15 protein-coding genes are annotated in these 20493 nt (G+C 67.6%); 8 read left to right on the forward strand and 7 right to left on the reverse strand.

The window, feature by feature from the left end; translation table 11 throughout:
- Window positions 1–5: 5 nt before the first annotated feature.
- From recD to recC, 3 genes are read right to left on the reverse strand one after another with little or no spacing between them, the layout of a single operon-like run.
- A complete protein-coding gene (recD, locus tag RM2_RS10485) occupies window positions 6–1862 on the reverse strand; it encodes an exodeoxyribonuclease V subunit alpha (protein WP_072688872.1) in 1857 nt (618 codons plus the stop codon).
- Window positions 1859–5170 carry a UvrD-helicase domain-containing protein gene (locus RM2_RS10490; protein WP_245813828.1) on the reverse strand — a complete coding sequence of 1104 codons (3312 nt, stop codon included), beginning with the start codon at window positions 5168–5170 and terminating at the stop codon, window positions 1859–1861. The genes recD and RM2_RS10490 overlap by 4 nt, the downstream gene beginning before the upstream one ends.
- Window positions 5171–5199: 29 nt before the next feature.
- Window positions 5200–8466 (reverse strand): exodeoxyribonuclease V subunit gamma, encoded by a 3267-nt coding sequence (recC, locus tag RM2_RS10495; protein ID WP_072688876.1) that lies wholly within the window; start codon window positions 8464–8466, stop codon window positions 5200–5202.
- A 338-nt stretch (window positions 8467–8804) separates the two neighbouring features.
- Between recC and RM2_RS10500 the strand changes: the two genes are divergently transcribed.
- Window positions 8805–9131 (forward strand): type VII secretion target, encoded by a 327-nt coding sequence (locus tag RM2_RS10500; RefSeq protein ID WP_072688878.1) that lies wholly within the window; start codon window positions 8805–8807, stop codon window positions 9129–9131.
- Window positions 9128–10492 (forward strand): hypothetical protein, encoded by a 1365-nt coding sequence (locus tag RM2_RS10505; RefSeq protein WP_072688880.1) that lies wholly within the window; start codon window positions 9128–9130, stop codon window positions 10490–10492. Before RM2_RS10500 ends, RM2_RS10505 begins: the two co-directional genes overlap by 4 nt.
- A gap of 3 nt (window positions 10493–10495) precedes the next feature.
- Here the strand turns inward: RM2_RS10505 and RM2_RS10510 are convergent, their stop codons facing one another.
- The 3 genes from RM2_RS10510 to RM2_RS10520 are packed head-to-tail and all read right to left on the reverse strand — an operon-like array spanning window position 10496 to window position 13085.
- A complete protein-coding gene (locus RM2_RS10510; RefSeq protein WP_072688881.1) occupies window positions 10496–11128 on the reverse strand; it encodes a hypothetical protein in 633 nt (210 codons plus the stop codon).
- On the reverse strand, window positions 11118–12389 hold the full coding sequence (gene hisS / locus RM2_RS10515; protein ID WP_072688912.1) for a histidine--tRNA ligase: 1272 nt from the start codon (window positions 12387–12389) through the stop codon (window positions 11118–11120). Before hisS ends, RM2_RS10510 begins: the two co-directional genes overlap by 11 nt.
- 15 nt (window positions 12390–12404) lie before the next feature.
- The gene (locus RM2_RS10520) at window positions 12405–13085 is read right to left on the reverse strand and encodes an MBL fold metallo-hydrolase (RefSeq protein WP_072688914.1); all 681 of its coding nucleotides are present in this window, start codon (window positions 13083–13085) and stop codon (window positions 12405–12407) included.
- A gap of 193 nt (window positions 13086–13278) precedes the next feature.
- Between RM2_RS10520 and RM2_RS10525 the strand changes: the two genes are divergently transcribed.
- The 6 genes from RM2_RS10525 (at window position 13279) to RM2_RS10550 (ending at window position 19017) form a co-directional block, all read left to right on the forward strand.
- Window positions 13279–14157, forward strand: a complete 879-nt coding sequence (locus tag RM2_RS10525; protein WP_072688882.1) for a peptidylprolyl isomerase — start codon at window positions 13279–13281, stop codon at window positions 14155–14157.
- A gap of 25 nt (window positions 14158–14182) precedes the next feature.
- Window positions 14183–14977, forward strand: a complete 795-nt coding sequence (locus tag RM2_RS10530; protein ID WP_072688883.1) for a peptidylprolyl isomerase — start codon at window positions 14183–14185, stop codon at window positions 14975–14977.
- Window positions 14978–15144: 167 nt separating this feature from the next.
- On the forward strand, window positions 15145–16185 hold the full coding sequence (locus tag RM2_RS10535) for a LacI family DNA-binding transcriptional regulator (protein WP_245813823.1): 1041 nt from the start codon (window positions 15145–15147) through the stop codon (window positions 16183–16185).
- Window positions 16182–17123, forward strand: coding sequence for a ribokinase (locus RM2_RS10540; protein ID WP_072688884.1), 942 nt, complete (start codon window positions 16182–16184; stop codon window positions 17121–17123). The genes RM2_RS10535 and RM2_RS10540 overlap by 4 nt, the downstream gene beginning before the upstream one ends.
- A complete protein-coding gene (locus RM2_RS10545) occupies window positions 17120–17590 on the forward strand; it encodes an RpiB/LacA/LacB family sugar-phosphate isomerase (protein ID WP_072688885.1) in 471 nt (156 codons plus the stop codon). The genes RM2_RS10540 and RM2_RS10545 overlap by 4 nt, the downstream gene beginning before the upstream one ends.
- Before the next feature lie 74 nt (window positions 17591–17664).
- Entirely contained in the window at window positions 17665–19017 is a 1353-nt protein-coding gene (locus RM2_RS10550) for an MFS transporter (RefSeq protein ID WP_072688886.1), read from the forward strand.
- Between the two features lie 73 nt (window positions 19018–19090).
- On the opposite strand, the gene RM2_RS10555 is transcribed toward RM2_RS10550, so the two are convergent.
- On the reverse strand, window positions 19091–20233 hold the full coding sequence (locus tag RM2_RS10555; RefSeq protein ID WP_072688887.1) for an acyl-CoA dehydrogenase family protein: 1143 nt from the start codon (window positions 20231–20233) through the stop codon (window positions 19091–19093).
- Window positions 20234–20493: the final 260 nt, after the last annotated feature.

The following is a 20493-nucleotide window of genomic DNA, read 5'->3' on the forward strand; positions in this document are numbered from 1 at the left end:
CGCGGTCATCCCCGCCGCAGCCCACTCGCCCGAAGAACTCCCCGCCCGACACCCTCCCGCACAGCCTCCTCGGTCCCGACGATCCGCACGTGCGTCCGCGCCCGGGTAACGGCGGTATAGAGCAATTCCTTCGTGAGCAGTTGCGACCCCACGCCCGGCAGGATCACCGAGACCACGTCGTACTGACTGCCCTGGCTGCGGTGGATCGTCATGGCATAGACGGTCTGCACCGACGCCAGGTGGCTCAGGTGCAGCAGGTACGGTTCCTCGCCGCGCGCGAATGCCGCGACGAGTCCGCCGTCGCCATCCGCGACGACGACACCGGTGTCGCCGTTGTAGATCCGGGTCTCGTGGTCGTTCGCCGTCACCATCAACGGCTGCCCCGGATACCGGCGGCCCAGGTCCAGTGGATGCCCTGTTGATTCGCCGATCCAGGTCATCGCCTTTCGCGCCCACCACGACGCCCCGAACGGACCCTCTCGGTGCGCGCAGAGCAGCCGGTGCTTCTCCGACGCCTCCAGCGCACCGGCCGCATCGCCGACAAGAGCCGCCGCCGTCACCTCGGTCGAGGTCGACGCGACATCGACGCGCAATCCGTCCAGGTCCTCGATGTCGACGAAGGACACGTCCGGCGCCCCGCTTCGGAGGATCTCGACCGTTCGGTCCCCATCGCCGTCGCGCACCGCGACGGCCAGCTGCGCTATGGCCCCACCGAACCTGCGTCCGCGGCTGAGTCGAATCACGCCTCCCCGCAACCGATCCCGTTCGAGTGCACTCAGCGCCGCCTCTGCGGGATCGTCCGACGCGGACAGGTCCGCACCGACGACGCGGGCCAGCACCGTGTTCTCGGCGCTCGAGACGGGGCGGGCCACCAGGTCGGCGAGCACCGCGCCGGCGGCCACCGACATCAGCTGGTCGGGGTCACCGACGAGGACCAGGCGCGCCTCGGGTCGGACGGCCTCGAGCAGCCGGCACATCATCGTCAGCGAGACCATCGACGTCTCGTCCACCACGATCACGTCGTACGGCAGATGGTTGGTCTCGTTGAAGCGGAACCGTGTGGTCCCCCGCCGCCACCCGAGCATCCGGTGCAGCGTCATCGCCGACAGGTCCGCCCGCAGCCCGACCGCCACGGACTGCTCGCGCACCGATTCCTGCAATCGCGCGGCCGCCTTGCCGGTCGGCGCGGCCAGACCGATCCGCAGCCCCGGATGCTGGCGCTCGAGCAACGCGAGCACCCGCGCGACGGTGTGGGTCTTGCCGGTGCCGGGGCCGCCGGCGATCACCGACGTCCAATGGGTGGCCGCGACAGCCGCCGCGATCCGCTGCCGGTCCGGCGTATCCGACGGCCGGGAAGAATCCTGGTCATCACGGAACAAGTCGCCCAGCCCGGCGCGCAGCAGGTCCTCGTCGACGGCGGGGTGGCCTTTTGCGCGTTCGTCGAGGATCCGGCGCACGGTCTGCTCCTGCCGGTAGTACCGGTCCAGATACAAGAGCTGGTCATCCCCGGACTCGACCAACCGCAGCGGGCGCAGCGGTCCCGCGCCGCCGCCGACCACCAGCGGGCTCGATCGCAGGACTTCGGCGACCACAGCATCGTCAGGCCAAGGCAGCGCGGCGGGATCGATCTCGAACTTCTCGTCGACCGTCACCTCACGAATGCGGCGCAGGTCCAGGCACACCGACCCCGACCGCACGGCCCGCACCGCGAGCGCGGTCGCCAGATGGACCGGCTCGCGGGTCTCCCCGCCGAGGGCGGCGAGCCGCAGCGCGACATGCACGTCGGCCGCCTCGAGCACCCCGGCTTCGTTGAACTCGCGCAGCACACCCTTTCCGCGCTGCGCGACCCGTGCCTCCGTCATGTGCCCACCCCGTCTTCGTCGCTCGACGCCGCCAGCAGATCCGACATCTCCACCACCAGCGCTGCGGGCGGATCCCAGTCGAACACACCGGCGCCGTCAGGGGTTTCGGGTCCGACCATGCCCCGCACGAACAGGTACTGCACCCCACCGAGGTGCGTCGCCGGGTCATAGCCCGGTAACCGCCAGCGAAGATACCGGTGCAGCGCAACGGCATACAGCAGCGCCTGCAGAGGATAGTGGGAGCGCATCATCTCCGCGGCCATCGCGCGGCGGTTGAAGTCGGCGGTGGTCAGCTCGCCGGGCGCGAGCCGGTTGGTCTTGTAGTCGACGATCACGAACTGCGGGCCGTCAGGTCCGGGACGACGCAGCACCGCGTCGATGCTCCCGGTCAGATAACCGCACAACGGTGTCCCCCCCAGGGTCGCGAGTCTGTCCGCGTACGACGCGAGGACGTCCTCTGCTGGGAGATGCTTGCGCAGCAGCTCGACGATCCGGTGCAGCGTCACGGTGAGCACCGCCGGATCGTCGCCGCCGGCGAGCGGAAGCTCGAAGTCCATTTCCGGCAAGCGGTCTCGCGGGTTGATGTCAGCGAGCGCGCCGCCCCCAGCGAGCGGGGTCCGCAGCACCGGCAGCAACGCGGCCGCCAACGCCGCCGGATCCACCTGCGACATCCGCGCTGCGACCGACTCACGGCAGTGCCGCTCCAGCTCTACCTCGAGATCCTCGGCGGCGGTGTCGACATGTTCGAGGATCTCGTGGACAAGGGTGCCGAACACCGCTCCGTACGGCATTTCGTTCATGGTCGACGGAATACCGTCCGAGGCCGCCAGGGTGATCAGCGCCGGCTCCTCCGGTTCATCGTCCTTCCCCGGATCCTCCGCCTCACTCACTGCGCCCGGATGCTCGTGCGCCGATGCGGTGAGCGCCGTGTACGACGTGCGCCGCCACCCGGCGTCGAGGTTCCGGCCGAACACGGCCGCCTCGAGTCCGCCGGTTTCCTCCTGCGACGGCGTCCACGACAGCTCTGGGATCGGGTCGGCGCCGACACCCTCGACGCTGATCGAAACGGGCGCCGTCTCGGCCCACCTCATCAGGTACTGCGCGACATCGGGGTCCTCCGGCACACCCGTCTTCGGCGGGACTTCGGCCTCACCGTAACTGCGCCCGAACAGGATCCGGTGCAGCGGGCCTTCGCTCGTGCCGTAAGCGGGCGCCCACCACAGCACCAGCTGGCACTGGGCCCGCGTCAACGCGACATACAGCAGCCGCAGGTCCTCGCCCGCCGCCTCGGCGTTGCGGCGATCCCGGCGGTCGCGGTAGCCGTCGCTACCTTCGCCGCCGATATCGAGGATGCGTCGGCCGTCCTCGTCGTGCAGCAGCAACCGGTTCGGGTCGGCGAAACGACCGGTACCCCACGCGAACGGCACGTAGACGATGGGGTACTCGAGGCCCTTGCTCGCATGCACGGTCGCCAACTGGATGGCGGCGGAGTCGCTGTCGAGGCGTCGGCTGCGGTCGCCTCCACCGGACTTGGGGTCCTTGATCAGGTCGGTGAGCCAGCCGGTGAGCGCGGTGAGACCGAGGGATTCGTCCACTGCGACGGCACCGAGGAGCTCCGCGAGGTGACGTAGGTCGGTGAGCATGCGCTCACCGAAGGCGACCGCGAGCAGGCGTTCCTCTAGCTCGGTGTCCACGGCGAGTCGTTCGAACAGCGCCGCGAAACCGACCTGCGCGAACAACGCGGACAGGTCTCGCAGCCGGCCGCCCACCGTCGCGACCAGGTCGTCGCTGCAGGCGTCGATTCGCTCCGCGGTCCACCCGAACAGCGGGGTGAGAGCGGCCAAGCGCACCCGGTCGGGTCGATGGGGCTGTTCGAGCGCCTGCAGCACCCGCAGCCAGTGCCGCGCGGCCGGCGTCTCGAACACGCTGCTGCCGCCGGCCAGCACCGACGGCACACCGGCGCGGTCGAGGGCCTCCCTGGCCAACGCGATCTGCGCGTTGGTGCCCGCCAGGATCGCGATGTCCCCTGGTTCGACGCCGCGACGGGTGCCGCCCAGCTCGAGCATCGCGCCGCTCTCAAGCAGCCTCACGATGTCGGCGGCCACGTCATCGGCGACGCGCGACCGCAGCGGACCGATTGCGGGGAAGCCGGAGTTGTTCAGCCGTCCCGCCCCGGCTCGCGACAGGTATCGCACCCGCAGGGGCGGCGCACCATGCAACCGCGATCCAGGCTTGGCTGCATCGACGGCGTGCACGACGATGTCCCGATGCCCGAGCGCGGCACCCCCGTGTAGATAGTGCAGCGCTCCAACGAGATCGGCATCGCTACGCCAGTTGCACATGAGCTCCTGGCGCCGGTCGGCAGCGTCCACCGCGTCGAGGTAGCTGAGCACCTCGGCGCCGCGGAACGCGTAGATGGCCTGCTTGGGATCGCCGACGAGGACGAGCGCGGAGTGGCCGTGGAACGCCGCTCGCAAGATTCCCCACTGCTGCGGGTCGGTGTCCTGGAACTCGTCGACGAGCACGACACGGTAGCGCTCCCGCACCCGGCGGCACGCCGCTTCCCCGTGTTCGGGGTCGGTGAGCACGCCGTGCAGCAGCGCCGGTAAGTCGTCGAAGTCGCGGATTCCCGTGAGCCGCTTGCGGCGCTGCGTCTCCTCCCGCACCGCACGTGCGAAGGCAACGGCGCCTCCGGCCCGGCCGCCGGGTTCGTCCTCTGGTGCGAGGACGGCCTGCGGATCGAAGATCGCGGCCCGGGCCGCGGCACGGGCGTCGCCGGGTCGCAGCGTGCGCGTATCGGAGCGCGCGAAGTGCCGGACGTACAGATCGGCGATCACGTCCTCGACGAGGGCGCCGGCTTCCTCCACGAGTACCGCGTCGGGGTCCCGTTCACCGGCGATACCGAGACCGTCGAGCATGCGCTGGCAGAAGCTGTGCGTGGTGACGATGGTGCCGGCGTCGAAGTCCGACAGCGCCTGCATCAGCCGTCGGCGCCGTGCCGCAACTTCGGCGTCGTCGGTGTTCGCCAGGTGCGCCACGAGCTCGTCGGTACTCGCGCGGGCCGAAATTGGATCCACCAATCCCGCTGCCGCCGTGGTGAATCGCTCGCGAGTCCGCTCCCGGAGCTCCTTCGTCGCCGCCCGGCTGAACGTCACGAGCAGCAACTGGGACAGGTCGATGCCCTGCTCGGCGACGAAGCGTGCCGCCAGGCCGACGATCGCGTACGTCTTGCCGGTGCCGGCGCTCGCCTCGAGGACGGTGGTCCCCGTCGAGAGCGGGGCGAACAGGTCGAAGGCGGTGTCGGGCATCGACACGGTCTCCGTGGTCGTTCCGGTGGTCACGGCTCCCCCAGCGTCTCGGCCGCCAGCAGCGGACCCCACAGCACAGCGGCCTCCGTGCCGAAACAGGTGGGCTCGTAGGCCCCGGGCGGGGCAGCTTCGGCGGTGAGAACCGCCAGACTCGCCCCGGCACCGTGTACATACTCGACGTGGCGATCCTTGGCGTCGCCGAAGTCACCATTCCACTCCCTGTCGGCGGCAACCATCGCAAGTTCGATGGACCGACCCCGGAACCGCTGGTCCGCGTACGCGGCCGACGCGCCGGGCGCCACCGGTAGTGGGGACCGGAGACCGCGATCACGCATGTCGACGAGGCGTCGCAGGATCTCGGCCGCATTCTCGGGCGCGACCAGGGTCGAGCGCGCGACCGGCGACCGCCCTTTGCCTCGTGCGGTGGTCACCGCGGTTGGGTTCGCGAATCGTCCGTTAGCGGCGACCGCGAGCAGGCGCACCCAGGCACCTACCCGGTGCTTCGGCTTCAAACGCGAGAACTCGGTCCGCACGATGACGTCGGCGTGAACCCCGTCGACCGTGCCGACAAGTCGGCGACTACCGCCGAGGTCGACGTCGATGTCGACCGTCTCCGAGCGCCCGGCGTGTTCGGGTGCGGCAGCACGCACGAGTGATTCGACGGTCGACTCGATGTCGATGAACGCCTTCTCGCCGAGTTTCGCCGGCGGCAGGGTGCCGCGGCGCCACTCGGCCGCGCGGAACGCCGCCGGGTCGGTACCGGCGAGACGGGCCGCGAGCATGCGGTCGCCGATTCCCCACCGAGCGAGGTTGTCGAGCTCGAGGTCCAGCGTGTCGGCGACATCCTCATCCATGTCGGGCACGCGGAACCCGAGGCGCTGCCGCAGAAACCCCTGGATCGGATGTTCGAGGAAGGCGATGAGGCCGGCGAGATCGACATCGCCGGGTTCGACGGCCGACAACTGCTCGACCAAGAACGCCGGCTCGGCTGTCGACGGCCGCTGCGCGGCGCGGGCACCGGCGAGCGCCGCGCGGTCGAAGCTGAAGGGCTTCATCGGGTCGAAGTTGCGGGGATCGAAGGGCTGCAACGGATGTCGAACGCATGGGTCGGCCCCGGCCATCACCGCGAGGACATCGCGTAGTTCGCTTAGCGGCACCGCGGGCGGCCGCGAAGTGCCGTTCACCGGGTCGGCACCGGTATAGAACAGCAGCAGCCGTTCGGTCGCAGACATGATGGCGTCGAGCAGCAGCTGCCGGTCCTCGCTGCGGGGATCACGTTCCCCGAGTAGCGAATCACGGGCAAGCACGTCATCGCCGTCGATGTTGGTGCCGCGGGGGAAGACGTCGTCGTCGAGCCCGAGCAGCACCACCACCCGGTGCGGGACCGAGCGCATCGGGACCATCGTGCACACGGTGAGTTCACCGGTCCGGAAGTTGGCGCGGGTGGGACGCCCGGCCAGCCGCGACCGCAGCATCGCGCGCACATCGGCGAGCCGCAGCTCGGACTCGCCAGCATGTTCGACGGCTGCGGCGAGCTCCCGGCGGGCCTGGCCCAGTTGCCAGGCGTCGATCTCGGCGACGTCGACGAGCAGGTCGATCGCACGCGCGAGCGCAGCCGACCACTGCGCCGCCGACTGCGTCCCGGTGAGACCGCGCAGCGAGACGTCGAGGCGGTCCACGTACTCGGCGAGTCGGCCGGTGAGGTCGATGTCATTGCTCTCGACGTCGTCGAGCGGCAGCGCCAGCGCCAGCCATTCACCGTCAGCGTCGTCGGCTGCGGCCCCGAGTAGGACGCGGTCGAGTGCCGCCTTGACGGTGTTCTGCTCGAAGTCTCCGAGACCGAACGCACCGCGCTCACGCCGGCCGATGCCCCAGCGCGCGCCTGCCGACGTGGTCCACTCCCGAATGCGTTCGAGGGCGTCGTCGTCGAACCGGAAACGGCGGCGGACCGGGCCGGTCGCCGCGAGATCGAACACCTGGCCGACGGTCACGCGCGAGTCGGCGAGGTCCAGCAGCGTCGACACCACCCCGAGTACCGGATTGGTCTGGTGCAGTGCTCGATCCGCCAACCGCACGCGAAGCTTGTGTCCGGGGTGGTCGCGCGGCCCCTGGACGCCCTGCCCGAACGCGGCCCGCACCAGCGGCGCGTACGTCTCGACGTCAGGGCACATGACCACGACATCGCGGGGCTCGAGCGTCGAATCGTCCTGGAACAGGCGCAGTAGCCGCTCGCGCAGCGCCTCGACCTGCCTGGCGGGTCCGTGGCACGCGTGGATCTCGACGGTGTCGTCGAACTCGCACTCGATCGACGGGGCGTGGTCGGCGGCGATATCCGACTGCAGCCGCCCCAACAGTGTCGACGGCCGCGACGGTCCCGGATGGTGCACATCGACCATCTCGACAGCCGCAAGTCGTGACTGCAGTTCACGCACGTCACGGGCAAGGCTGGCAAGCAGCGGATGCGCGACGTCGAGGGCCCGCAGGTCGTCGGCGCGGCGGCGCGGCGGGGTGGTGTCGGCGAGCGCACCCCACATCTCAATGCTCGGATGCGGAATCCACAGGTGCACATCACGATTGGCGCCGACCGCCGACAGTACCTCGATCTGGTCGGTTCCCAGCCGGGTGGGGCCGAAGAGCGACAGCCGCTCGGGCAGGTCGAGCAACCCCGGTTCCGCCCGCAACCGGGCGCAGGCGTCTGCGAGACGTTCCGCAGGGCTCGGGCTGTCGACCCGTTCCCGCAACCGGCGCCACAGCTGCGCCTGCCACCCCAGATCTCCGTCGAGCGGTTCGGCGCCGTCGGTGTCGCGTCCGCCGGCCCAGTCCACGAGCATCGCGGGCCGCTGCGAGGCGTACGAGCGGAACAGTTCAGCCAAGTGCGCCGCGGTGGCGTAGCGACGGCCGACGCGGTGGTCGTCGGCCCCGTGCCCGAGATGACGGGCCAGCACCGAACACCACGGCTCGTCGACGGAGTCGTCGATGACCTCCAGCAGAGTCCACAGCATCCGCGACGGGTGCCAGGGATCGTCGTCGACGTCGTATCCAGTGGCGGCGGCGAGCGCCTGGTCGATCAGCCGCGTCGGGGACGGGAAGTCGATGTTGGCGGCGACACCATCACCGCGGCCGCCATCACGCGCACCCAGCACGTGCGACAGACGTTGCGTCAGCCACCGCTCGACCCCCTTGGCCGGGACCGCGATCACCTCGCGTTGGAACGGGTCGTCGAGGGGCTTGACCAGCACATCGGCGAGCACGGACGCGAGCGTTCCGGTGCTCTCGGCGCGGTGCAGCGTCAGCAAGTTCGGTATCCCCTCAGTCGTTTGCAGCAATCGTGTCGTCTGGTCGGTTCCAGGGCTATCAATATCACACCTTCCGGACACAGGATGCCATCCAAACCGCACAGGCGACGTCCTCGAGCAGCGAACCACCCAGGCTCATTGCCGAGCCGTCGGCGAGGACCATAAGCAGAAGAACAGCGACAGGGTCACCCCGCAGGCCGCCTGACTCCCGAAATAGCGCCCTGCCCTTCACCGTCCGACCGTGAATTGCCGTACCAACTGGTGGTCAGACCTCTATCCGCCACCGTCGCATGGGTGAGATAAGGTCTGGCAAACGCTTGTCACCTTGGGGGGTCATCTTGAGCGATGTCTTCGTCGTCGCGGACGGCATCAGACAGTACGGAGACACCGCCGCGCAGGCGGCCGAGCAGATCGGTGGCGCCGCAGCCAACCTTGGGGCCGATCTCGCCACGCTGGCGCCGGTATTCGGTCCAATCGGAGCCGACTTCCTCACTGCCTTCGCCGCCGCGCAGGCCACTCACGCCCAGTCCGTCGCCGAACTCTCGTTTCACTACGCGCAGACTGCGGCCGCGGCCGATGCCACCGCAGATTCCTACGAATCCGTCGATGATGCCAACAGCGCTGCCCTCAGTGGAATCGGCGAGGGAATGGGAGATCCCGCATGACGTACCCCAACTCCCCCGGATCGCCTGCAGGATCCGAATCGATCCTCGACCTGATCCAGGGAACTGCTGTCGGCGACGCCCTCGAAACGCCGCTGCCGAGCACGCCCCTCGAGGCACTGCAGAACTCGCCCCTCGGCCCGCTGCTCGACACTCCGGTCGGTGACCTGAGCGCAGCGCACCTGCCACCGTTGCCAGCGCTGCCGGTGTTGCCTCCACTTCCGCCGAATCCCATCGAGGCGTTGCTGAACGGCGGAGGGTTGCCTGCGCTGCCGGGGATCGACGAGTTGCTGGCGCCGCTCCGGGATCTTGCGGGCAGTTTCGGCACGGGCATGTTCGGCGACTTCGATCCGACGTCGATCCTCGACATGTCATCGAAGGTGATCGACCAGACCATGTCGATGGGTATGTCCGGGCTGAAGGTCCTCGATCAGATCTGGCAGAGCGATGCAGCCCAGGCTGCGCGGTCGCAGGGTACGCAGGCCCAAACGAGCGGCGCCGAGTTGAGCGAACGCGGCGCGGCGATATCACGCACTACCGAGACCGCGGCCGCGTCCGTCGCCCGCGGCAACGCCAATCTGATGGGCATCGCCGAGTCGTTCGCGGCCACCGCGGTCGCGGCCGCACCGATGGTACTGACACCGCCGGGGCAGGCGATGCTCTTGGCTTCCGCCGCCGAGCACATCCAAGCCGCCATTGGGGTGGTGACGCAGACACGTGCCGAACTGACCGAGCACATTGTCACGATGAACAGCCTCACCACTCCGGTTTCGGTGCCGACACCGCCGGGGTCGGTCGGCTTTGGCCCCGGAGGGGCGAACTCCCCGTTCTCGATCGCATCCCAGGTGATGGAGCAGGTAGGCAAGCCGATCATCTCGACGGTGACCGACGGCGTCGGTGGTCTCGTGTCGGCGAATACGCAGGCAGCGGGGGTCGCCTCGGGAGGCCTGCCCACCGATGGCCTCTCCTCCAGGTCCGGCCTCGGTTCCACAGCTGGTTCAGCAGGCTTCGGTGGCGGCGGTGCAGGCATCGGCATGCAAGGCAGCGCAGGTGGTTTCGTGAGCGGTGCACCGCACCGAGTCGCCCCCGGCGCGGTTCCGTCTGGCACGGGGTCGTCTGGACCTGCAACCATGCCGGCGACATCCACGCCCGCATCGACCATGGGTTCCGGAGCCCCGATGGGCGGGGCGGGAATGGCAGGTGCCGGACGCGGCGGAGACGATCAGGGTGCCGGACGATCCACGCCCGGCTACCTCGTCAGCGCCGGCGACAGCACGGCCTTCGGCGGTGACCTCCCGATGGTCACGCCCGCGGTGATCGGCGGCGAGGACCTCGACGACGACCCGTTCGCGGAACGGAGTTGACCCTCACTCGACGAGCGCGGCCACCTCGTGGTCGGTGAGCGTGGTCTTGGGGACGCGGCCCTCCGAACGCACCAGTTCCACGGCCCGGAACAGGGGCCGGTCGGGTAGTGCCGCACCCCGCGCCTCGGCCCGCAATTGCTCGATAAGCACCGAGGCGATCGCGGCGGCCGGGACCAGTTCACTCTTCGTCAAAGCGTCGGCCAACCGGCGCAGCCCGAGCACTTCGAGTTCGCGGCCACCGTCACCCGTGTAGAGGGCCAGCGGAATTGCGAGGCCGCCGTCCGGGTCGGTGATCCGGACGCTGACCTCGCTGACCCGGGCTGACCGGATCACGAGCTCGGCCGCGACCGCCCTCGTCGCGTCGACCTGGCGACTACGAATCCCACCAGTCGACCTGATTCGCCCTTGCTGCAAAGTGATTCGACGCCGCAGCGCGACGAGCGCCGGTGCTGCGGTCGGGACCGCAATCACGGCCCCGACTGCCACGCCGACCCACAGCGATGTGAAGAACCCGACGATCGCCCCAATCACCACACCGATCAGGACCGCGATTATCGCGACCCGCTTCAGGCGCGGCGCGATCGCCTCGATCGGAACGAGGTCGAGTGACACCGGCGGTGCCGCGTCACGCTCCAAGGATCTCTCCGACGCGCGCTACGACGCCCGCCAAGGAGGCCGACTCTTGATCGCCGGTGGCGAGGGTCTTTATCCCCACCGTGCCTTCCGCGATGTCACGGTCGCCGAGCACGAGTGCCAGCGCGGCACCGGATCGGTCGGCCGCCTTCATCGCACCCTTCACCCCGCGGTTTCCGTACGCGAGGTCGACGCGGATTCCCTGGGCACGCAACTGCTGGGCGATCACCACCATCCGCGCCTTCGCCTCGTCGCCCAGCGGCACTCCGAAGACCTCGCAGCGTGCCGGTGAACCCACGGTCTTGCCCTCGGCTGCCAGCGCGAGCACGGTGCGGTCGACACCGAGCCCGAAACCGATGCCGGACAACGGCTGACCGCCGAGTTGAGCCATCAGGCCGTCGTAGCGCCCGCCGCCGCCGATGCCCGACTGCGCCCCCAAACCGTCGTGGACGAACTCGAACGTGGTCTTGGTGTAGTAGTCGAGTCCGCGCACCATCCGCGGGTTGATCACGTACGGCACGCCCAGCGCGTCGAGGTGCGCGAGCACCTGGTCGAAGTGCGCCTTCGCGCCGGCCGAGAGGTGATCGAGCATCAGGGGTGCGTCCGCCGTCAACTCGCGCAACTCTTGACGCTTGTCGTCGAGCACGCGGAGCGGATTGATCTCGGCGCGCCGACGGGTCTGTTCATCCAGCGGCAACCCGAACAGGAACTCCTGCAACCGTTCCCTGTACTGCGGCCGGCACGTATCGTCGCCGAGCGAGGTGATCTCCAGCCGGAAACCTTCGAGACCGAGTCCGCGGAAGCCGGCGTCGGCGACGGCGATGACCTCGGCGTCGAGAGCCGGGTCGTCGACGCCGATGGCCTCGACCCCCACCTGCTGCAGTTGACGGTACCGTCCCGCCTGCGGTCGCTCGTACCGGAAGAAGGGTCCCGCATAGCTCAGCTTCACCGGCAACTGTCCACGGTCGAGGCCGTGTTCGATCACCGCGCGCATCACCCCTGCCGTGCCCTCTGGGCGCAACGTCACCGACCGGTCACCGCGGTCCGCAAACGTGTACATCTCCTTGCTGACGACGTCGGTGGACTCGCCGACACCGCGTGCGAACAGGCTGGTGTCTTCGAAGATCGGTAGTTCGATGTGCCCGTACCCTGCCAATCGCGCGGCGCGCGTGAGTTCGTCACGGACCGTGACGAACTCGGAAGACTGCGGCGGGACGTAGTCGGGAACGCCCTTGGGCGCGGAGAAGGTGCTGGCTTTGCTCACGGTCGCCACCTTTCCCTATTTCGATCCCGAGAGTCCAACGAGAAACGGGTTGGACACACGTTCTACGCCGATCGAACTCGATCCGCCGTGTCCGGGCAGGACCGCGGTGTCGTCTCCGAGGATCAGAAGTTTGTCGGCGATCGACTGCAACAACTGCTCGTGGTTGCCGCCCGGCAGGTCGCTCCTGCCGATCGACCCCTGGAACAGGGTGTCGCCGGTGAGGGCGACGTCGAGGGGGCCGTTCTCGCCGTCCACGCTGGTCCGTAAGACCACCGAACCCTGCGTGTGACCGGGGGTGTGATCGACGGCGAAGGAGATGCCCGCTTGCTCGATCGTGTCACCGTCGGCAAGTTCGATCACCTCGCTCGGTTCGATGAAATCCAAGCCCTCGATGAACGGTTTCATCGTGGGGCCGATGCCGCGACCGGGGTCGGTCAGCATGTACCGGTCCTCGGGGTGGATGTACGCCGGAATCCCGAACTTCTCGCAGACGTCGTAGGCGTTCCAGACGTGATCGAGGTGGCCGTGCGTCAACAGAACCGCCGTCGGGGTGAGCGTCGACGCGGCCAGGAACTCGAACAGCGGTTCAGCAGCATCCTGGCCTGGGTCCACGACCACGCATTCCCGGGCATCATCCTGCGCGAGGATGTAGCAGTTGGTCTGAAACATCCCGGCCGGAAATCCAGTGACGAGCACGCGCGACACCCCTGTTCGAGTAATTTTGGCAGTTACTACAGCGTAAGCCGTCGCCCCGAGGCGATGATCTCAGGTTCTGATGGCACACTTTGAACGTCGTGCGCGCCGAGGTAGATCACACCGACCTACCGCAATATCGACCTACCGTCTATAGACCGACTGCCAGACAGACAGACATGGGAGGACACCCTCAGTGCCGAGCAACGAGCAACGCCGGGAAGCAGCCAAGAGAAAGCTCGAGCGCCAGCTCGAACGCCGAGCCGACCGAGCGCGTAAGCGTAAGCAACTGACGATCGCCAGTTCGGCGCTGGGTGTCGTAATCGTGGTTGCCGCGGTCGCGGTCGCGGTCACACTGATCAGAGGCGACGACGACGCGGGCGATGCGTCCACCGCCGAGTCGGCCTCGGCTTCCGCCCAGTCGCCCGGCGTGATGCCCGTGGGCCGGGCCGAACCACTTCCCGAGTTGGTGTCGTGCACCTACACCCCGGACGATCAGCCGCCGGCGAGGCCGGTGGACCCTCCCCGCACCGACGACATCGACACGACGGTGGCCACCGTCAGCGTGAGCATGGAGACAACGCAGGGCAACATCGGTCTCACTCTGGACAACGCCGATTCGCCGTGCACCGTCAACAGCTTCTTGAGCCTGGCGAGCCAGGGATACTTCGACAACACCCCGTGCCACCGACTCGTGACATCCGAGGGCCTGAAGGTCCTGCAGTGCGGTGACCCCACCGGTGAGGGCACCGGCGGTCCGGGATACGGCTTCGCCAACGAGTTCCCCACCGACCAGTACGCCGAGACGGACCCGTCGCTGCAGGTGCCGGTCACCTACCCGCGCGGCACGATCGCGATGGCCAACAGCGGTCAGCCCGACAGCAACGGCAGCCAGTTCTTCCTCGTCTACGACGATTCCCAGCTGCCCCCGCAGTACACGACGTTCGGGACCATCGACGAGACCGGTCTCGCCACCATAGAAGCGGTCGCGGCAGCCGGCGACGACGGATCGATATCGGTCGGCGGAGGCAAGCCCAACCTTCCGGTCGACATCACGTCCGTCCGGCTGGACTGAGTCCCCGGGGTGTAAGGATGGACACATGAAACGCACCCCGATACTCATCGCAGGCGTGGGCCTCGCGGTCATTCTCGCCAGTTGTTCGGATTCGTCCGATTCCGGTAGTTCGCAAACGACCACGGCGTCCGAGGCGACCGAGACCAGCGCCGCGGCGGAGCCGCTGGATCTCTCCGGGTTTGGTTCTCTCCCACCCGTCCCGACGCCCGTGGCGGCCACGGTGGACTGCACGTACCCGCAGGGTCGGTCCGCCGCAAAGGACGTCACTGCGCCGCCCACCTCGGGTGTGTCTACTGAGGGCACCGCCCCTGTCGACCTCACCACCAGCGCCGGACCGATCGGTCTCGTCCTGGACCGCGCCGAGGCTCCCTGCACGGTCAACAGCTTCACCAGCCTGGCCCAGCAGGGGTACTTCGACGACACACCGTGCCACCGACTCGTGACATCCGAGGGCCTGAAGGTCCTGCAGTGCGGTGACCCCACCGGTGAGGGCACCGGCGGTCCGGGATACGGCTTCGACACGGAATACCCCGAGACGGCGTTCGCAGCAGGCGACCCGAGTCTGGGCCAGCCGGTGATCTACCCGCGCGGCACCGTGGCAATGGCGAACAGTGGCACCCCCGGGAGCAACGGCAGCCAGTTCTTCCTCGTCTACGCCGACTCGGTGCTTCCGCCGAGCTACACCGTCTTCGGTTCGATCTCCGAGGACGGCCTCGCCACCATCGAGGAGATCGCCGCCGCCGGCGACGACGGCTCCATGGCGGCGGGAGGCGGCGCGCCGAACACCCCGGTCCAGATCGAGACCGCCGCGGTCGGCTGACCGAACTCCGACTCATCGAGACAATCGAAATCCCGGTGCGGCGCACTCCGCGCCGCGCCGGGAGCCGCCCGAGACCCCTGCCAGACGTGGACGCTTCACCCTCGACCCTTGACGAAATGTCGGTCGTGTCACATACTTCATGGAATCGATTCCATGGAATCGATTCCATGAACGAGGGAGAAGCCTTGACCGGTCCGATCATCACGATCAAGGACGTGGCAGCGATGGCCGGTGTCTCACCTGCCACTGCCTCGCGGGTGCTTTCCGGCAACCCCGCGACTTCACCCGAGGCCATGGCGAAAGTGATGGACGCGGCCTCACGGTTGGGCTATCACCCCAATGCTCAAGCCCGTGCGCTGCGATCGACCCGAACGAACGTCATCGGACTGCTGGTCTCCGATGTCCGCAACCCGTTCTTCGCAGACCTGGCGCATGCCGCTGAGCAGGCGGCCCTGGCCAAGGGCCTGGTCACGTTGTTGGGAAACGCGAACGAGAGCATCGAGCAGCAGGACCGGTATCTCGATACCTTCATCTCCCAGCGTGTGGCGGGGGTCATCGCCGCACCGCAGGGCGAGGGAAGTCCCAGCCTGAGAGCGGTACTGGACAGAGGCATATCCACCGTATTCGTCGACCGGACAGTGGACGGCATCGATGTGCCGAGCGTGACGATCAACAGCGATTCCGGCATCCGGCAGGCGGTGGAGCATCTCGCCCGGCAGGGCCACAAGCGCGTCGGTTACATCGCCGGACCAGAGTCCACTTCCACCGGGCGCGAGCGACTCCGGTCCTTCTCTCAGGCTGCACACGACTTCGGCCTCAGCGGCGACCCGGCCCTGACGTACATCGGGGACTTTCAACCAGCCAGCGGTGCGGCGGGCGCGCGGCACCTGCTGGCCCTCCCCCAGCGGCCGACCGCGCTGGTGGCGGCCGACAGTCCCATGGCGCTGGGAGCGCTGTCCACCTTGAACCGCGAAGGCATCCGCATCGGCTCGGACATGGCTGTCATCGCCTTCGACGATCTCGAGTGGTTTCGCTTGCTTGACACGCCACTGACGGTCATCGCCCATGACGTGAAAGCCGTGGGCCGCACCGCGGTGGGGATGCTCCTCGACGTCATCGACGGACATCGACCCGAATCCGTGGTTCTCCCCAGTGAACTGATCGTGCGGGCGTCAACTATTACGCCACCGATGGAGCAGGTCCTGTGAGCACGATTTTCGTGGTCGGAAGTCTCAACATCGACCAGACCATCCGCGTCCGCGCCCTGCCCCGGGGAGGAGAGACCGTCCGGGGGTCGGACGCGGTCTACGGACCGGGCGGCAAGGGCGGAAACCAGGCCGTCGCCGCGGCTCGCGCCGGAGCGGCCGTGGCGTTCACCGGAGCGGTGGGCGATGACGCCCATGGACGGCGGATACTCGAGATCCTGTCCGGCGCCGGCGTCGACTGCCGGCACATTCGGGTCGTGGACGCAGTCCCCACGGGGACAGCAGTCATAGCCGTCGATGACGAGGGACAAAATCAGATCCTCGTCAGCCCTGGAGCGAACTCCAGCCTGACAACAGAAGACATGGACATCGCCGAAGCCCGAGAGGGAGACATCCTCGTCCTACAGCTGGAAATCCCGGCCACACTGGTCCGGCGTGCAGCCCGGAGCGCAAAGTCCCGTGGACTGTTCGTTGTCCTGAACGCGGCTCCGGCGCCCCTGCAGATAGAAGAGCTCTTCGACGACGTCGATCTTCTGGTCGTCAACGAGCAGGAAATCTCGCTCGTCGCCGACCTGACCGGAATTCCCGCCAGCGACCCCCTCGACCTCGTCCGCTTACTGCCGGCCGTCCTCGGTCCCGCGATCGTGTACACCGCCGGCGCCGAAGGGTCGTTTACGGTCTTGGGCGACAACCTCGTCCATGTGCCGGCCCTCACGGTGATCACCAAAGACACCACCGGCGCCGGCGACACCTTCGTCGGCTATCTGGCCGCATCCCTCCTGGCCGATCCGGGGGATCTGGTCACGGCAATGAAACTCGCCACTCGGGCTTCGGCGCTGGCCGTCGCCCGCAGCGGAGCCATGGAATCGATTCCACACCGCGAAGAAGTTCTCCAGGCGCCCGATTCCCCGTCCACCCCTCCGCCCCAAGGAGACTCATGAAGATCGCACTCGGCAACGACCACGCCGGCTTCCCACTCAAGGCGTTCGTCCGGACCGTCCTGGAAGAACTCGGCCACGAGGTCATCGACCGCGGAGCACCCAGTGAGACACCCGTGGACTTCCCGGATGTTACCCGGTTCACCTGCGGGCTCGTGAAGTCCGGCGAGGCGGACCGCGCCGTGCTCGTCTGCGGCACCGGAGTCGGGGCCGTCATGGCCGCCAACAAGATCCCGGGCATCCGCTGCGCGCTGGGCCACGATGTCTACTCCGCCCATCAAAGCGTCGAACACGATGACGCGAATGTCCTCGCCATGGGCGCATGGCTCGTCGGCCAGGCCACGGCCAGGGAGGTCCTCGAATCCTTCCTCGACGCGAGATTCGACAACGACGAGGACACGATCAGGCGGGTCCACAAGCTGCGGGAAATGGAACTCGAAGGAGCCCGGGAACTCTCGGGCGAGATCTGAACGGACCAGCACCACCTACCGGTCCCTCTGCTTCGCACCGAGGACCGCACTGAAATATCGAGGGAGATTGAAACATGGCCGCCGACACCACCGAACTACAGCGGCAGGCCGCTCACGGGTCACCGACCAAAATCAAGACCGCGATGGCCTCGGCCGCCGGAACGTGCGTGGAGAACTACGACTTCGTGGCATACGGTACGGCCGCAGCACTCTACTTCGGCGACGTCTTCTTTCCCAGTACGGACCCCGTGGTCGGCACCCTGCTAGCCTTCGCCACGCTTGCTGTCGGTTTCGTCATGAGGCCCCTGGGCGGAGCAATCGGTGGATACCTCGGTGACAAGTACGGCCGCAAGCCCGTGCTCGTCGGCGCACTCCTGACCATGGGCATCGCCACCGTCCTCATTGGATTGCTCCCCACCTACGAAAACGTCGGAATCCTTGCTCCCATACTGCTGGTCATCATCCGTATGATTCAGGGCCTGGCATTCGGCGCAGAGTGGGGCGGCGCCGTCATGATGACCTTCGAGCACGCACCGTGGAAGAAGCGCGGCCGTTTCGCCGCGATCCCACAAGCGGGAAACCCGCTGGGAATCACCTTGGCCAACGCCGCCTTCCTCCTCTCGGCCTCCCTGCAGACCGACTGGGCGTGGCGGCTGCCCTTCCTCGCCAGCTCGGTACTGATCGTCGTCGGCCTCGTGGTACGGATGAAGCTCGAGGAATCCCCCGAATTCGAAGACTCGAAGGCATCCGGCGACATTGTTGACAACCCCCTGACGACCGTCATTCGGAACGACTGGCGCAACATCCTGAGGGTGATCTCGCTGCGCGTCGTCGAAAGCTGCGCCTACTACGTCACGGCCACCTTCCTGCTCTCCTACATCACCCAGAACAGCGACCACGGCCGGACTGTCGGCCTCACCGGCATCGTCATCGCGAGCCTCATCGCCGTTCCCGTAACCTTGCTGGCCGGAGCACTGACCGACCACATCGGCAGGCGCCGAATGTATCTCGCCGGCACGATCGCCGTCATCGTGTTCGGTTTCCCGATGTTCATGCTGAGCAACACGGGGAACGCATTCCTCATCGTCCTCGTGTTCGTCATCGGCATCGGCATCATCCACGCGGTCTTCACCGGCACCCAGGGCGCGTGGTTCGCCGAGTTGTTCAGAACGAACACCAGAACCTCCGGAGCGTCGATCGGATACCAGGTCGCAGCCTCCATCTCTGGATTTGCACCCTTCCTGGCCGTCCTCCTGGCAACCAAATTCGGGTGGGCGGGCGGAGCCTCGTTGTACGTCCTGGTGGGCGTCATAGGCCTGCTCGGCGTGCTGAACACCCGTGAGACCTGGGGTCCCAAGGAAAGGGCAAACGTCGACGCCATCATCGCCGGCAAGTCGAATACCGCACCCAGCGAGGCTCGTACCTAGTCGGGCGACATGCAGTCGAGTTCAGGCGACTGGCGCTGTCAGATGTTGAACATCTCGATGTAGTTGCCGCCGATCACTTCACAGCGAGGGAACGGCTGATCACCAAGCGTTGAATCTGGTTGGTGCCCTCGAATATCTGGGTGATCTTTGCTTCGCGCATGTACCGTTCGACGCGGAAGTCGCGGGTGTAACCGTAGCCGCCGAGAACCTGGACAGCGTCGGTCGTGACCTTCATCGCGGCGTCGGTGGCCACCAATTTCGCCACGGACGCGTTGCGGGAGTACGGCAGGCCCGCATCACGGCGGCGCGCCGCGTCGACGTACGTCGCCCGGGCCGAATCCACCGCAGCGGCCATGTCGGCGAGCAGGAAGCCCAGGCCCTGGTGATCGATGATCTTCTTCCCGAATGCGGTGCGCTCCTGGGCATAGGCGACGGCCTCGTCGAGCGCGGCCTGCGCCAAACCGACCGCGACAGCGGCGATGCCGAGTCGCCCGGAGTCGAGTGCGCTGAAGGCGATCTGCAGTCCTTGGCCCTCGGTACCGATGCGCCGCTCGGATGGGACGAATGCGTCGTCGTAGTGCGCGGAGGTGGTGGGGACGGCGTGCAGGCCCATCTTCTCCTCAGGCTTGCCGAAGGTCAGCCCCTTCGTATCCTTGGGTACGAGGAAACAGGAGATGCCCCTCGAGCCCTCGCCGGTGCGGGCGAAGAGGTTGTAGAAGTCGGCGATGCCGCCGTGGGTGATCCACGCTTTGGCGCCGTTCACGACATATCCGTCGTCGGTCGTGGCGGCCCTGCACGCCAGCGCGGCAGCGTCCGAACCGGCCTGCGACTCGGAGAGGCTGTAGGCGCCGATGGTCGTGCCGCCGAGCATGTCCGGGAGCCACTGCTGTTTCTGCTCGTCGGTGCCGAACGTCATCAGCGGGTGGCAGGCGAGGCTGTGCACGCTGACGGCCACGGCCACGGCTGCCCACCGGGCTGCGATCTCCTCGAGGACCTGGAGGTATACCTCGTACGGTTGTCCGCCGCCGCCCCACTCCTCCGGGTAAGGCAGGCTCAGCAGCCCCGCCTGTCCGAGGGTGGCGAAGACACCACCGGGGTAGGTCTCGGACTTCTCGTGTTCGTCGACGATCGGCGTGAGGATCTTGTCGGCGACGTCACGCGTGAGCTGGATCAGATCACGGGCTTCGTCGGTGGGCAGTAGGCGATCGACGGCCACAGGTTCTCCTCGAAGAGATCTACGAAAGACGGTAGTCAACTACTCGGCCCTAAAGGGCCAAGCTTGCAGCTATAGCGCCTAGCTGGATGCTAGACGTTACGCCGCACTAGGGACCGTTGACTGGGCCCGGTAGTTTTCGGCGGCCCGATACGCGATGTTGTTCGAGCCGACAATGTCTGCGTGTTCAACGAAACCGCAGTCGAGGCAACAGAACCGGTCCTGACGGGGCCGGTTCTTCTTGCCGATATGGCCGCACCGGA

The sequence above is a fragment of the Rhodococcus marinonascens NBRC 14363 genome (assembly GCF_001894885.1).
Taxonomy (GTDB): domain Bacteria; phylum Actinomycetota; class Actinomycetes; order Mycobacteriales; family Mycobacteriaceae; genus Rhodococcus_F; species Rhodococcus_F marinonascens.

Coding starts and splice junctions, on each gene's coding strand:
- recD (WP_072688872.1), bottom strand. CDS start 1,862: ATGACGGAGGCACGGGTCGCGCAGCGCGGAAAGGGTGTGCTGCGCGAG.
- RM2_RS10490 (WP_245813828.1), bottom strand. CDS start 5,170: ATGCCCGACACCGCCTTCGACCTGTTCGCCCCGCTCTCGACGGGGACC.
- RM2_RS10505 (WP_072688880.1), top strand. CDS start 9,128: ATGACGTACCCCAACTCCCCCGGATCGCCTGCAGGATCCGAATCGATC.
- RM2_RS10530 (WP_072688883.1), top strand. CDS start 14,183: ATGAAACGCACCCCGATACTCATCGCAGGCGTGGGCCTCGCGGTCATT.
- RM2_RS10535 (WP_245813823.1), top strand. CDS start 15,145: ATGAACGAGGGAGAAGCCTTGACCGGTCCGATCATCACGATCAAGGAC.
- RM2_RS10545 (WP_072688885.1), top strand. CDS start 17,120: ATGAAGATCGCACTCGGCAACGACCACGCCGGCTTCCCACTCAAGGCG.
- RM2_RS10550 (WP_072688886.1), top strand. CDS start 17,665: ATGGCCGCCGACACCACCGAACTACAGCGGCAGGCCGCTCACGGGTCA.